Consider the following 14,378-nt stretch of genomic DNA (forward strand, 5'->3'; position numbering starts at 1 on the left):
GTGGACTATAAATGAAAATTGTTTTAGCTCCAGATTCATATAAGAATTCTTTGACGGCTAAAGAAGTTGCTCAATCATTACGAAAAGGTTTTGAAAGAGTTTATCCTGATGCCGAATACGTTAATATACCAATGGCTGACGGTGGTGAAGGAACGGTCCAATCACTAGTTGATGCCAAACAAGGGCAGATTATGACTGCCGAGGTTGTTAATCCGCTAGGAAATAAGACTGAAGCTCACTATGGCATGATCAATGATGGTAAAGTTGCTGTGATTGAAATGGCTGAAGCAAGTGGGATTCAATTTATCAATCAGTTTACCCAAAACCCTTACATTACGACTACTTTTGGAACGGGTGAGTTGATTAAATCCGCTATTCAAAATGGTGCCAAAACAATCATTATTGGTATTGGTGGTTCCGCTACAAATGATGGTGGAGCTGGTATGGCTCAAGCTTTGGGCGCACACTTGTTGGATGATAAGGGTGAAGAATTGCAGTATGGTGGAGCAATGTTAGAAAAACTTGACCATATTGACGTTTCTGAAATGATGCCCGAATTAGCTGATGTTAAAGTTATTATTGCCTCTGATGTGACAAATCCTTTGACTGGTCCTAATGGCGCAAGTCATGTCTTTGGACCACAAAAGGGTGCCAGTCCTGAAATGGTTGAGTTCCTCGATGGAGCCTTGTCACATTACGCACATGTTTTAAAACGTGATTTGAATAAAGATCTTGAACAAGTCGCTGGTGCCGGTGCTGCGGGTGGATTAGGAGCTGGTTTATTGGCCTTTACCAACTCTGAAATGCGCTCTGGCGTTGACATTGTAGTCGACTATACCGAATTGAAGGATAAGGTTAAAGATGCTGACGTCGTTGTAACAGGCGAAGGCCAGATCGATTTCCAAACTAAATTTGGTAAAACACCAATTGGCGTGGCAAAAGCTACGAAAGCAGTCAATCCTGATGCGACTGTGATTGCTGTTGCTGGTTCGATTGGTGAAAAAATTTCTGAGTTATATCCATTAGGTATCGATGCCATCTTCACTTGTGTTCCGGGTGTTGAAGAACTATCGACTGCCATTCAAAATACAGACAAGAACCTTCAACAAGTTGCTGAGAATATCGGCCGCTTGATCAAAAATACAAAGTGATTTTTTAAATGCCGCCGGAGGCTGGCAGTAATGTAGCCTGCTATGCGACCGATTCGAGCCAAAGTGCGGTCTCGAATCTCAAAATATGTCAGTGGTGTAAGAACAGAAAACCGCTGTTCTAACGCCACTCTCGTGGCTGTCTACATTACTGCCAGCCTCCGGCTAGATAAACTTATTTGATAATTTGATTCGCTAATAAAAAACTGATAATGATAATATTTAAAGACAACTATATGAAAATAGAACAACCATCTACATTTAAGTAGAATGATTGTTCTATTTTTTTAGTTTCATTCTCAATATTGGAAAAGGTTTACCTTGATCATCAGTTGCTAGTCGCTGGTATGCCGCAAATCCCATGTGCTCATAGAAACCTTTAGCTTGCGGATTCTGTTCATTGACTGTGATTTGATTGGCTTGATAATTTGTGATACCAAAGTGTATTAACGATTTGCCGATACCTTGACCACGATTTTTATCATCAACAAAGAGCATATCAATTTCTGGTTCATTGATACCCATGAAAGCAATTGGTCGCGATTGACCGTCTATTGCGATAATTAGGTGAGTAATTTTAGTTAGAACGGTTGGTAGAGATTTCTTAAAGTTCTGTATGTCTTCCTCAGTCAAAAATTTATGAGTCGAACGGACGGAACTCTCCCAAACTGCTATCAGTTGTTTGATTAACTCGGAACTTCGTTGTGTCACGGCAATTATCTTCAAATTTGAAACCTCCATTTTTATAACTTTATTTATCATATCTGCTTTTTAATAACATTAGATAAAGACAATTATTTATTACAAAATATTCACATCATTTAACTTTTAATATCTAAAATGGACTGAGTTTAAAGTCATTTTTAATACTTTTAATAATAACAATAAATTAGTCGGAAGAGCTGGGAAATATTTGTGTGCCGTGGTAGTGGTATAAGGACGGGAGTTTCTCCCGTCTTTATACCACCGGACGTGTTTGGAGACTTGACGAACTGTGTCAAGGCTTCAAAACAACCTAAGATTAGTTCTGAGGGAAGATCAATTTCTTCTCTTAGAACTTTTTTTGTACACTGGAGACAAAGCTAAGATCGTGCATGAACCTCGGGACTTCGAGTCCGTATTAAAAAATGATCTCCGTTATCTTCATTTCTTTAATCAGGTTTTAGGTTGTGGGACTTCGAGTTCGTGTTTAGGAAATGAGATTCGAAATGTTGATACGGATAGCTTTAGAAAGGAAAAATATGTCAGATATAATTGCTTTAGATGTGTCCAAAGGACACAGTTATTGTGTGCATTACAGCGATGGTAACTGCGTGAAAGAATTTGATTTTGAACATAATAAACTAGGTTTCGCCAAACTAAGCGAAACCGTTAAACGTGCTAATAATCCAACTTTTTATTTTGAGGCTACGGGTATATACTCTCGCCCCATAGAAAGATTTTGCAGGGATAATAAGATACCCTATGCTTTGTTAAATCCTCTTGAATTACACCTCAAGACAGAGAATTTGCGTCGTGTTAAAACCGATAATAAAGATGCGCATAAGATAGCTCTTAGCGCCTATGATAATAGTTATCGGTTGATGGCATTTCAAAATCCTAAATATCTAGATCTTAGAGAATGGTGTAGATTTTACGAGAGAGTCGAAGACTCTCGTAAATTCAATAAAGTTGAATTACATAACGAGTTACAACAGACGTTTCCAGAAATGGAACAACTGTTTACTAATAAGACATCTATTCTATCTTTAAATTTGGTTAGTCTTTTTCCGCATCCTGATTTAGTGTCTGGTATTTCTAGGACAAAATTAAAGAATATTTTGATGAGTAAGACCGATAAAAAAATCTCCAGTGATAAAGCACTGGAGTATGCTGAAAAGTTAATAGTCTTTGCTAAGAATAGCTCTCCAGCAGTACGTGTAGATAATGTTCAAGTGCAAGAAGTTAAATATTATGCACGTAAATTAAAAGACCTCACTATTGAAAAAAGAAAACTTAGAAAACAAATGATTCAACTCGGAAAAACATTACCCGAATTTGAAATTATTGCTTCAATGCCAGGCATTGGTGAATTAACAGCTGCCATGTTACTGGGTGAAATCGGAGATTTCGCCAGATTTGATACTTCTAATCAATTGAATGCTTACGTTGGGATTGACCTTATTAGGTACCAATCTGGTCAGTATCTCAGAAAAGATCACATAAATAAACGTGGAAATCCCAAAGCAAGAGAGATTCTATTCCTCACTGTCAGAAATATGATAAAGCAACAAGCAGCTGCACCTAATCACATCGTGGACTATTACTACAAACTAAAAAGGCAACCCGTCCCTAAAAGGGACAAGGTTGCCACAGTGGCTTGCATGAACAAGACACTGAAATGTCTGTTCTCCATGATTAGAAACAAGACTAAATATGCTTATGCATATACGGACTCAAGGTCCATAGAGACACTCTAGTATCTCTATTCCAAATACTAACTCTTACCTTCATAATTTTAAAGTCATAAGTTATGAAGTACTGTTTAGAATACTCTCATTTTCCTGATTCTCACTTGACTAATCGTAGGAACCGAGGTTCGAGACCGCTCTTTGGCTCGGGCCGTTCCGCACAGCTTGTGAATATTTCCCAGCTCTGTAGACGGGATACTTGATTAGTATTATATATAAAATAAGTTTGAATTAGATTTTTTATTGAAGTATGCTAATTGTCCAGATTAATTGGAGGGATGAGAATTGAACGATTATATTGAAGTTATTGGTGCCAATAATAATAATTTACAGAATGTTTCAGTCAAAATACCTAAACACCAAATTAATGTTTTTACCGGATTATCAGGGTCAGGTAAATCCTCCCTAGTATTTGATACGATTGCTGCAGAATCTCAGCGCTTGCTGAATGAAACTTACTCGGCATTTATTCAACAAATGTTGCCAAGTTTTGAAGCTCCCAAGGTTGAGTCAATTAAGAATTTGCCAGTTTCAATTGTCATTGATCAAAAAAAGATTGGTGGGAATGCTCGTTCAACAGTTGGAACTATTACGGAGATTTATACAGGCCTAAGATTATTATTTTCTCGTATCGCGAAACCTTTTGTGGGATATTCGATGGTTTACTCGTTCAATAATCCGACTGGTATGTGTCAAACGTGCCAAGGATTAGGTGTAACCAAGCAAGTTGATATTCACAAATTACTTGATTTTGATAAATCACTCAATGAGGGTGCTATTCAATTCCCAACTTTTCAACCAGGGGGATTTCGTTGGTTACGCTATACTGAGACCGGCAATTTTGACAATGATAAGAAAATCAGGGATTTTTCTGATACTGAGCTGCAACGATTGTTGTTTGATAAGGGGAGCCAGCCAGATAATCCAACGAATAAGTGGCCTAAGACTTCTCAATACGTCGGTATTGTTGAGCGAATCAAGACTACGATAATGGAAAAAGGTGGGCTTCATTATCAGCAAGCTTTGAATGATGTATTCAATGAGCAAATTTGTCCGGATTGTCATGGAACACGAGTTAATGATTTGATTCGATCCGCCAAAATTAGTGGTCAGTCGATTGCAGACTGTAGTGAAATGGCGATTGATGATTTGATAGCTTTTTTAAAGCAGATTAATGGTAATCCTGAGATTGAGCTAGTCTTACAAAACCTTTTGACACGATTGAACAGTTTAAAGGTAGTTGGTTTGGATTATTTAACCCTAAGTCGTTCAACAACTTCGCTATCTGGTGGGGAATCGCAGCGAATCAAAATGACAAAGCACTTGAATAGTGCCTTGAGCGATGTTTGTTATATCTTTGATGAACCAAGCGTTGGTTTGCATCCGCAAGATTTAATTGGTATTAACAAGATTTTCACTAAACTTCGAGATCAGGGTAATACAGTATTACTAATTGATCATGACCCAGATGTGATAAAAATTGCTGATAATGTGATTGAAATGGGTCCTAAAGCTGGTAAAAACGGTGGTCAAATCACTTTTGAAGGAACTTATCAGAATTTGTTGAGTTCTTCGACAATCACTGGTCAAGCTTTACAAACAAAGCATCACTTAAATGAAGGTAAAATACCATTTGAGAAATTTTACCATTTGGAACATGTTCACAAATATAACGTAACTGATGCATCGATTAAGATACCCCAGAATGCTTTGACAGTAGTCACTGGTGTCGCTGGTTCGGGTAAAAGTACGTTGATTCGAGAGTTATTCACGCAAAAATATCATCAAGCAGTAACTTTTGATCAAAGCGCTATCAAAGGAAGCAATCGTTCCAATATTTTGACATATTTGGGAGCTTTTGACGAAATACGTAAGCAATTTGCCAAAGTATCGCACAAACCGACATCATTCTTTAGCTTTAATGGTCAAGGTGCCTGTTCAGAATGCCATGGAAAAGGCTACATAAAATATGATTTGGCCTATATGGGTGACGTTAAACAAGTTTGTGAGAAGTGCCACGGAAAGAGATACAATACTGAAGCTTTGGATGTGACTTATCATAACTTGAATATTTTTGATGTATTGCAACTGACCGCACAAGATGCAATGGGACTGTTTACCAAACAAGTTGATCAAATTTTGAACAATTTATTAGACGCAAATCTCAGTTATTTGAATTTAGGTCAAACTTTAGATACCTTATCAGGTGGTGAATTACAGCGTCTGAAAATTACTAAGAGTCTTGGTGAATCTAAGCAGAGTGATTTGTTGATTTTAGATGAGCCCAGTACAGGATTGCATGAATCCGACGTCAATCAACTACTGAAGTTATTTGAAAAGTTGTTAAATATGGGAAAAACATTGATTGTTTTGGAACATAATTTATCGATTATATCGCAAGCACAGTGGATTATTGATCTGGGACCTTGTGGCGGTCGTTATGGTGGACAGGTACTTTTCCAAGGATATCCAGTCGATTTAGTGAATGTTGAAACATCATTTACAGCACAACATTTACGAAATTTTTGCTTGTAAAAGGCAGGTTAGTTGCGTGATACTTAATTAGAGAGATATTTTTAAGAGGTGATAAAGGCTGATGAATAACGAAATCAAATTTATCATGGATGAACTTGGTATCATCTATGGTTTTTATCAAGATAGTTTTAGTTTCAAACGTATTAAGAGTTATATTTTGAGCATGCCTGAAGGAACAAAGATTGTAAAAGTTGCTCACGGCAAGGTACCAATGTACGACCATCAAGTTGATTTACCAATCGCTGAATTTAACGACGATACCGATTCTGTTGGTTTGTTGCAAGTTAACCATACAATGGTAAATAATCGTGCTGCAGAAGATATTGAGGCCGACACGCAACGTATTATTACACTAGTAAATCGTTTGATTACGCTGATTTCTCCTAAATAGTGTGTTTTGCTATTAATGACAAAATAAAAAAATAACAGCCATTGGAAACTTACATTCCAGTGACTGTTATTTATTTTCTATCGTGTTTTGTCGGTAGTTAAATATGCCGTCTCCAGAGCTGGGAAATGTTCTCAAGCTGTGCGGAACGGCCCCGAGCCAAAGTACGGTCTCGAACTACCACGGCACAGAAATATTTCCCAGATCTTCCGACTAATTAATCTGTATTAGTTGAACATAAGAGTATTCAATTGTTCTTATACTCAAATTATCAACTAGCGCTTTGCGTTGTTTAGTTAGATGTAACGTCTGTTATACAAACATATTCATTATTTGCAACTCGGTAATAGCCAACTTTATCTATGACGATAAAATTATCGGTAATCCAAGCTGTGCCGGATCCTAATGCATAGCCAGCAATTGGTTGACCGTTTTGGTCATAAACTTGAGCTGGTCCAACTGTGTTAACAGTCACCGTATTGACGTTTGGTGAGACTGGTTGACTATTTTGGAAGAGATAGACGTCATTAGCTTTGACAAATTCGTTAGTTGAAACACTGTAGAAGGTTCCACTAGGAAGATTATTCTGGATTCCAACTTTCCAAGATGAGTTTTTTGGCAATGCTCGTGTCATTGGATTACCGTTCATGTCATACAGTTGAGCCGCGTCTGCAGCGACTGTTACATTGTAATCACGTAAAAGGATCTGTCCCATTGCTTGATCATTATTTTCAGCAATTCCGGGTGTATTGATAATGATTTGGACATCGGCTGCTTTAACGTATTCATTTGTAGCAACACGATAGTAAATTCCACTATCAAGAGTGTTTTGATAGTCAGCTTTCCATTCGGTATCAAAATTTAATGCTCGAGAAATTGGTTGACCATTTTCATCATACAATTGTGCTTGAGCAGAAGTGATTTTGATTGTTGCATCGCCGATAGCAGACAAGCCAGCATTTAGACGTGTATCTTGAGCTTGGACTCTAGTGGTAGTCAGAATATTAGCGTTAGCACTGACGCCCACAGCGAGAAGGGATGCTACAAGTAAACTTTTTTGAACATATTTCATAAATTGAAACTCCTTTAATAAAAATTATCACAAGATTAAATTATAAAGATTTAATGCTTGAAGCTTGTATACGTAGTGTAGATTTTGAGCATATAAGCTGATTAAATTTTTCTAAAGGAGTTGTAATTTTATTGCCTTTTAAGCTTTATATCGTTCCAGAGCGCAAAAAAGGTCGTCAACCGCAGAATGTTGACGACCTTTTAATATATATACGTGTGTTTGTGTATTTGAGGAGGATCTAAGTTTTGTTTTGAATGTGTGAATGATAAACCGAATCAGTTTAACTAGATAAGGTTAGCGATTTGCATAAGGATAGGAACAACGATAACGAATAGAACCGTTGAAGTTGTTACTAAGTTAGTTGCGTAATCAACGTCACCGTGTGATTGATCAACTAGGATAGGCAATACGGCTAAACCAGGAGCAGCTGATTGGATAATGAATGAGTTTGATTCAATATTTGGTAGAGAAGTACCCATCATTGAACCACCAATCAAGATAATACTGATCATAATAGCTGGAGCAATTACGAATCTACCAAGCAAAGCTAAGATAGTATCGCGGTCAAATTTGATTGATCTTAAACCAGCATCAGCTAAGATGATACCAATGTAGATAAGTGACATAGGTGTTACAACACCACCGACCATATCAAGGGTCTTGTTGATCCATTCAGGTACGGGGATAGCTAGTAGCAAGAAGACAAGTGATACTAAGAAACCAACAAGTGGAGCAGGAAGTAATTTCTTCCAATTAAAGTCTTTCTTAGCACCTTTTTCAACAGTTGGATCATCACTTGAGATAAAGAAGATACCAATAGCCCAAGTTGAAATTGTGTTCATAACATAGTAAATAAGGAAGTAAGGTAAACTCTTAGTACCAAACAAAGCCATATTTAAAGGTAAACCAATGAAAATTGTATTAGCATTAACGAACATGTTAATGAATGTACCACGACGACCTTTTCGAATGCGGAAGACCTTAGTTAAGATCCAAGCAACGATATAGCCGATTGTAAAACTGGCAAAAGTGAAAACTAAACCGCCAGATAGACTTGCAAGTTTGTCTCTGTTCAAATATTTAAGAACCGAAACGAAGATTGATGCAGGCAAAGCTACCTTCATAATAATGAAGGAAATATTGCCTTTAAATTCATCACCTAGACGACCGGACCCTCTTAGCCAGTAACCTAGAGCGATAACTAGAACGATTTCAGCAACACTTTCCAGTGAAGTAATAAATGCTTCCATGAATAAAATTCCCCTTTATTTGACAAATATGTTTATTAATGTGATGTCTCCGGAGCTGATAAATATTAATTAACGTATGGTGTTGGTTGATATGCTACAACAAATATTTTATAGTCTAAAATTATTTAAATACTTTTACACTCAACTAATATCGATTAATTAGTCGGAAGAGCTGGGAAATATTTGTGTGCCGTGGTAGTGGTATAAGTACGGGAAATTCTTCCCGTACTTATACCACCGGACGTGTTTGGAGACTTGACGAACTGTGTCAAGGCTTCAAACCGAGGCCCGAGACCGTACTTTGGCTCGGGCCGTTCCGCACAGCTTGAGAATATTTTCCAGCTCTGTAGACGGCATATTTAATTAGCACCACAAGTATTAATTAATATTTAGGTTCCCATTTGATGTCAGCAACTGCTTGTTTAGCATCTTTGGCATCTGTTAGTTTTTCGTCGATAGCTTGTTGTGCAACACCGACGGCAACTGTCATACTGAATTCATCTAGTTTTGAAACTGGAGGAAGAACAGCAGCACCTGGTTGTGTAGGGTCAACGATTCCACCTAATGAGTGGGCAGCTTTGTTGATCATACCGTCTGATAGGATTTTAGCGTTAACAGCCATTGAACCAAGACCAAGACCTGGGTATACCAAAGCGTTGTTAGCTTGACCAATGTGATATGTAACACCGTTGTATTCAACAGGTTCAACTGGAATACCAGTAGCGATAAGAGCTTTACCATCAGTCCACTTCAAAAGATCTTCAGCCTTAGCTTCTGCTAATTTTGTAGGATTTGATAGTGGGAAGATGATTGGACGTTCTGTGTGAGCAGCCATTTCTGTAATAACGCCTTCTGTAAATGTACCAGGTTGTGTTGATGTACCAACTAAGATTGTTGGGTGAACAGCTTTAACAACAGCTTCCAAGTTTGTTAGTTCGTCAGCATTGCTGAATTCACTACGTTGTCTTGTGAAAGGCTTTTGTTCTGGTGTAAGATCTTCAGTGTCATCGAACAATAGACCTTGTTTGTCGACTAGGTAGAAGTGTTTTCTAGCTTCGTCTTCTGAAAGACCTTCTTCAACCATAGCATCAAAGATTCTCTTAGTGATACCAGCACCGGCAGTACCAGCACCAAATGATAGGTAAACTTGATCAGTAAGCTTTTCTTTAGAAATGTTCAAAGCACCAAGGATACCGGCAAGAGTAATGATACCTGTACCTTGAATATCATCGTTGAATGTCAAGATTTGGTCTTTGTACTTGTTCAAGATGTTGGCAGCATTGCTACGACCAAAGTCTTCAAAGTGCAAGTACATGTCTGGGAACAAGTTTTCAGCAGTTTCAACAAATTTGTCAACAAAGTTGTAGTACTTGTCGCCAGTAACACGTTCGTGATGGTTACCCATGTATAGGTCATCAGCGAGTAATTCTTTTCTGTTTGTACCAGCATCAAGAACAACTGGAAGAACAGATTTAGGATCAACACCAGCAGCGGCTGTGTAAACCATCAATTTACCAACAGAGATGTCAACACCTTGGACACCCCAGTCACCAATACCAAGAATACCTTCACCGTCAGTAACAACGATCAACTTGATGTCGCGACCAGCAGAAACATTCTTCAATGTAGCTTCGATATCATCTTGGTCATCGATTGATAGGTAAGCAGCATTTTGTGGGTCTAAGAAGAAGTGACTGTAGTTTTCAATAGTGTCAGCAATTGTTGGATCGTAAACAACGGGCATAAATTCGTTAACATGTTCACTGAATAGCTTGTAGAACAATGTAACGTTTTCGTTGAATAAATCCATCAAGTACATTCTCTTAGCTAAAAATGTATCTTTGTTTGAATAGTTTTCGTAGGCTTGTTCTACTTGTTGGTCCAAAGTTTGGACGAAAGGTGGAAGTAAACCTTCAATTTTGTTATCTTTTCTTTCTTCTTTAGTAAAGGCAGTACCTTTGTTCAAGAAGTGATTATTTAATAAATCTAAACCAGTATATTTCATAAATTTAATGCCTCCTAATTAACTTTCGTTTTGTACTATATACCCTTATAAAAAATATAGTCAAATATGTTATTATTGATAAATAAAATTTATAGGTGAGAAAATGAATTTAAAAGACTATCAATATTTTAAAAAATTATCAGAGTTAAAGAACTTTTCCGATACAGCTGCGTTCTTTGGCGTTAGTCAACCAACTATTACTTATTCCTTGAAACGCCTAGAGGATAGCTGTGGCTTGTCCCTGGTTAAGCGTAAGAGTTATGCCAATTCGCTGTCACTGACATATGCTGGGGAACAGTTATTGCTACATATCAATCGTATTCTGCAGGAAAATGACCTGATCAATGTCGATATGGAACGAATCAAGCGTGAAAAAATTGTCATGGGATGGCCACCAATTATTACTAGCTACGTTATACCCAAGGTGTTCGATGAGCTTCGCAAAGAAAAACTTTTAGTGGCAATTGAACCTGTCGCTGATGGCTCAAAAGATTTGTTGACAAAATTGACCAACGGTGAAATTGACTTGTCATTATTAGGAACGACTGTTTTACCACAAGAAAATCACTTGGATTATCAATTATTAAAAGAACATCATTTTAAATTTATTGCTTCTACTGAGAAAGATATTTCCCATATCCATTCAATTGAGGAACTATTTGAGGAAGACTTTATTTCTTTGAATGAAAAATCTGTTCACAGTCAAGTCCTACAAAGGCTGACCGAACACTATAATGTCGTCCCTAAAACAATGTTTCAGACCGATGATTATAAATTGGTTTTGAACTTGGTTCGAGCCAACAAAGGTATCAGTTTCATCACGGAGACAGCCATTCAAGATGTGCCAGGTCTGCAAGTGATCGACATCCCTGATATTCAATTGCCATCGTTTTATATCCTTTTTGTGTACCGACACAATATGATTGGTAACGAGACCTTGGGTAAGTTGATGCATATTTTCAAGGGAATATATAAAAAATGATATTAGTTTATAAATAAAACGTGGTGTACAGGTATAGTCCATTAACGTTACAATTAGTATGCCAATTAAGATTGGTTTGCGACAATTAGTGGTAACTGTATTTAATAGGAAATTATATCTCATCAATATATTGCTTTTTATTATGCTTTTATTACATTATTATCACTTTTTATAATTGAAATGGATGAAAAAATGAGGGATAGGGCATGGTTCGCAATGTCCATTTTAGAGTTAGAAAGCCGGTATGACTGGCTTTCTTTCTTTTTTCGGAATAAATTTATAAAAATATGTCCAATTTGGATAAAGTAATATATTCAAAATCGAATGTGCTATCATATTTAGTGAAGAGGAAATCAATTCCTACGTTTCCTCTTTCTTGATAATTTCATGATTATAATAGTTGAATAACTATTGTCGATGATGGCGGTTCCTCCCTGAGCTGCCATTTTTTGTAAGATAATAATGTTTTGAGATCTGCATTGAAAGATGCGGATCTTTTTTTGTTTTTCCGCCTCCGGTTGACAGAGATTTTCGCATGCTATGGGACCGGCTCGAGCCAAAGGGCGGTCTCAATCCTCGATTTTGAACTTCGCAAGGTACGCGAATCTCAAAAGTCGTCCGATGGAGTTAGAGCTAAAGCTCTAACTCCACCTTCATAGCTGGTGAAATCTCTGTCAACCTCCGGCTAATTTAACTGTTAGCTTTAATGTATTGAATTAAAAAAATAATCGCAAAAAAAATAAGTTCGATTTAGCTGGAATGTTTACTTCCAATCTTATCGAACTCATTTATTCTGATTTATTTATGATTTTCAAAATATTTTTTACCAGCTTCTAACATATCAGCTGTTTGTTGATTTAATAGTGGAGGTAATTGGTCAAATGGGAAATATTTAAGGTCGAGTGTTTCATTAGTAGCTTCACTTAATTCGTGTCCACCAACTTGTTTGACTAAGTATAGTCTAGAAATAACTTGTGTTTCATCGCCATTGGGATACATTGTAAAGCCTTGGTCGAATATTCCAATTGGTTCGATAATTTCGACGTCAAGTCCAGCATCTTCCTTATATTCTCTGACACAGGCTTGGGCAAAGGTTTCACCATACTCGAGGAAACCTCCTGGTAAGCTCCAATTGTGCGTGTCAGTGCGGAGGTTTAAGAGGACTTCCTTCTTATTGTTAACTAGAATTGCTCCAGCAGCGTTTAAAATTATGGGACGGTGGCCGACTAGACTGCGAATTTCTTGAATGTAATTTGCCATGGATGAGGATTCCTTTCCGGTTAAGTTAGCTTAACTATGCCACAGCTAGTGAATATTTCCCAGCTCAGTAGACAGAATATTTATGTTAGCCAACTTTGTCTAATGATGAAAATGTTTTTAACAAACCGTTAAAACTGTGTTACAGCAATGTCAGAGTAATTTTCTATGGTATAATTTTAGGTAATAAGCTATTTAGGAGTTTTTAGTATGAATTACAACGAGAGTCAACAAAAAGAAATTGCACAATATGCGATCGAGCATGACAACAATTACAAGGCTACTGGTGAAAAGTATGAAATCTCATATCAACAAGTAGCTGCATGGGTTAGAAAGTATCAAAAGGGTACAGTCGCTAAGAAAGACGTGACTTCTAAAAAGGCCACGACTGCTAAGAAAGCTCAAGAAAGTCCCAAGACAACTGGTAAAACAGAAGCTAGTGCTTTGGATGTTTTGAGCCGCAAAGACCCAGTATTGGAAGCACAATTGCAAGAAGTTAAAAAGAGATTGGGATTGATTTAGTTGAAGAGAATCATTTTTGTTTGTTTAGGAAACATCTGTCGCTCTCCAATGGCGGAAATGATGATGAAACAGTTGGTTGCGAAAGCGGGTTTGACGGATAAAATTGCTGTCGAATCACGGGCAACCTCAACTTATGAGATCGGTAATTCTCCACATCCAGGGGCGATTCGGGAATTACAGCGACAAGATGTTCCAGTTGTTGAACATTTTGCTAAACAGATCACTACGACCGACTTTGACAACGCGAATTTAATAGTTGGTATGGATAGACAAAATATCATTGATTTGAAAGAATTGGCACCTGCTGATGATCAAAACAAAATTCATTTGGCTTATGAAGTTTTGAATCGGGATGCTGAAGTTCAAGATCCATGGTATGATCACAAATTTGACCGGACTTATCGCCAATTATTAGAATTGTTGCCACTGTGGTTGAAAGAAATTATGTAGAAGTTGATAAATTTATTTATCAGCTTTTTTTGTGTCGTTCGGAAAAAATCGAACGTTATGAAAATAAAATTTAGTTGTTAAAAATATTCATTCAAATTGATTATGTAAAGTTTATTGAAACAGCCTTCAAAATTAAATTAGCTTTTGATATATCAGGATTGTTAAATTAAATAATTGGTATATACAAGAAAAATACCTGAAATTTACTGGCAGCCGATTAGAGAAAAATGAATGTCTGATTAATGAAAAACATTGCTAGATTAATATTTAGCGCGTCATTTTCCAAGAAGATGCCTATATTTTTTTGGAATAGAAACCC

At 37.1% G+C, this 14,378-nt stretch carries 12 protein-coding genes; 7 read left to right on the forward strand and 5 right to left on the reverse strand.

The window, feature by feature from the left end; all coding sequences use genetic code 11:
• Positions 1 to 11 precede the first annotated feature (11 nt).
• Positions 12 to 1,151: a glycerate kinase family protein gene (locus tag JP39_RS05155; protein WP_041499381.1), complete on the forward strand. Its 1,140-nt coding sequence runs from the start codon at positions 12 to 14 to the stop codon at positions 1,149 to 1,151.
• Between the two features lie 276 nt (positions 1,152 to 1,427).
• On the opposite strand, the gene JP39_RS05160 is transcribed toward JP39_RS05155, so the two are convergent.
• Positions 1,428 to 1,874, reverse strand: a complete 447-nt coding sequence (locus tag JP39_RS05160) for a GNAT family N-acetyltransferase (RefSeq protein WP_041499380.1) — start codon at positions 1,872 to 1,874, stop codon at positions 1,428 to 1,430.
• A 515-nt stretch (positions 1,875 to 2,389) separates the two neighbouring features.
• Here JP39_RS05160 and JP39_RS05165 point away from each other — a divergent pair.
• The 3 genes from JP39_RS05165 (at position 2,390) to JP39_RS05175 (ending at position 6,524) form a co-directional block, all read left to right on the forward strand.
• On the forward strand, positions 2,390 to 3,607 hold the full coding sequence (locus JP39_RS05165) for an IS110 family RNA-guided transposase (protein ID WP_041501566.1): 1,218 nt from the start codon (positions 2,390 to 2,392) through the stop codon (positions 3,605 to 3,607).
• A gap of 276 nt (positions 3,608 to 3,883) precedes the next feature.
• On the forward strand, positions 3,884 to 6,133 hold the full coding sequence (locus tag JP39_RS05170) for an ATP-binding cassette domain-containing protein (RefSeq protein WP_041501665.1): 2,250 nt from the start codon (positions 3,884 to 3,886) through the stop codon (positions 6,131 to 6,133).
• A gap of 61 nt (positions 6,134 to 6,194) precedes the next feature.
• The gene (locus tag JP39_RS05175) at positions 6,195 to 6,524 is read left to right on the forward strand and encodes a hypothetical protein (RefSeq protein WP_041501664.1); all 330 of its coding nucleotides are present in this window, start codon (positions 6,195 to 6,197) and stop codon (positions 6,522 to 6,524) included.
• A gap of 289 nt (positions 6,525 to 6,813) precedes the next feature.
• On the opposite strand, the gene JP39_RS05180 is transcribed toward JP39_RS05175, so the two are convergent.
• The 3 genes from JP39_RS05180 to JP39_RS05190 form a co-directional block, all read right to left on the reverse strand.
• Positions 6,814 to 7,593 (reverse strand): SLAP domain-containing protein, encoded by a 780-nt coding sequence (locus JP39_RS05180; protein ID WP_041501663.1) that lies wholly within the window; start codon positions 7,591 to 7,593, stop codon positions 6,814 to 6,816.
• Positions 7,594 to 7,877: 284 nt separating this feature from the next.
• Positions 7,878 to 8,843: an AEC family transporter gene (locus tag JP39_RS05185; protein WP_041501662.1), complete on the reverse strand. Its 966-nt coding sequence runs from the start codon at positions 8,841 to 8,843 to the stop codon at positions 7,878 to 7,880.
• A 382-nt stretch (positions 8,844 to 9,225) separates the two neighbouring features.
• Positions 9,226 to 10,848, reverse strand: a complete 1,623-nt coding sequence (locus JP39_RS05190) for a malolactic enzyme (RefSeq protein ID WP_041501661.1) — start codon at positions 10,846 to 10,848, stop codon at positions 9,226 to 9,228.
• 103 nt (positions 10,849 to 10,951) lie between these two features.
• Here JP39_RS05190 and JP39_RS05195 point away from each other — a divergent pair, with 103 nt between their 5' ends.
• Positions 10,952 to 11,830 (forward strand): LysR family transcriptional regulator, encoded by an 879-nt coding sequence (locus JP39_RS05195; protein WP_048698986.1) that lies wholly within the window; start codon positions 10,952 to 10,954, stop codon positions 11,828 to 11,830.
• Between the two features lie 798 nt (positions 11,831 to 12,628).
• Here JP39_RS05195 and JP39_RS05205 read toward each other — a convergent pair.
• Positions 12,629 to 13,090, reverse strand: coding sequence for an NUDIX hydrolase (locus tag JP39_RS05205; protein WP_041499937.1), 462 nt, complete (start codon positions 13,088 to 13,090; stop codon positions 12,629 to 12,631).
• 207 nt (positions 13,091 to 13,297) lie between these two features.
• Between JP39_RS05205 and JP39_RS05210 the strand changes: the two genes are divergently transcribed.
• Positions 13,298 to 13,609, forward strand: coding sequence for a helix-turn-helix domain-containing protein (locus tag JP39_RS05210; RefSeq protein WP_041499936.1), 312 nt, complete (start codon positions 13,298 to 13,300; stop codon positions 13,607 to 13,609).
• Entirely contained in the window at positions 13,610 to 14,059 is a 450-nt protein-coding gene (locus JP39_RS05215; RefSeq protein WP_041499934.1) for a low molecular weight protein-tyrosine-phosphatase, read from the forward strand.
• Positions 14,060 to 14,378 lie beyond the last annotated feature (319 nt).

This window comes from Companilactobacillus heilongjiangensis, from assembly GCF_000831645.3.
In the GTDB taxonomy this organism is placed as follows: Bacteria; Bacillota; Bacilli; order Lactobacillales; family Lactobacillaceae; genus Companilactobacillus; species Companilactobacillus heilongjiangensis.

Bases quoted from the DNA above. Each gene is read 5' to 3' on its own strand.
- JP39_RS05155 (WP_041499381.1), top strand. From the start codon at position 12: ATGAAAATTGTTTTAGCTCCAGATTCATATAAGAATTCTTTGACGGCT.
- JP39_RS05195 (WP_048698986.1), top strand. From the start codon at position 10,952: ATGAATTTAAAAGACTATCAATATTTTAAAAAATTATCAGAGTTAAAG.
- JP39_RS05180 (WP_041501663.1), bottom strand. From the start codon at position 7,593: ATGAAATATGTTCAAAAAAGTTTACTTGTAGCATCCCTTCTCGCTGTG.
- JP39_RS05165 (WP_041501566.1), top strand. From the start codon at position 2,390: ATGTCAGATATAATTGCTTTAGATGTGTCCAAAGGACACAGTTATTGT.
- JP39_RS05210 (WP_041499936.1), top strand. From the start codon at position 13,298: ATGAATTACAACGAGAGTCAACAAAAAGAAATTGCACAATATGCGATC.
- JP39_RS05190 (WP_041501661.1), bottom strand. From the start codon at position 10,848: ATGAAATATACTGGTTTAGATTTATTAAATAATCACTTCTTGAACAAA.
- JP39_RS05185 (WP_041501662.1), bottom strand. From the start codon at position 8,843: ATGGAAGCATTTATTACTTCACTGGAAAGTGTTGCTGAAATCGTTCTA.
- JP39_RS05175 (WP_041501664.1), top strand. From the start codon at position 6,195: ATGAATAACGAAATCAAATTTATCATGGATGAACTTGGTATCATCTAT.
- JP39_RS05205 (WP_041499937.1), bottom strand. From the start codon at position 13,090: ATGGCAAATTACATTCAAGAAATTCGCAGTCTAGTCGGCCACCGTCCC.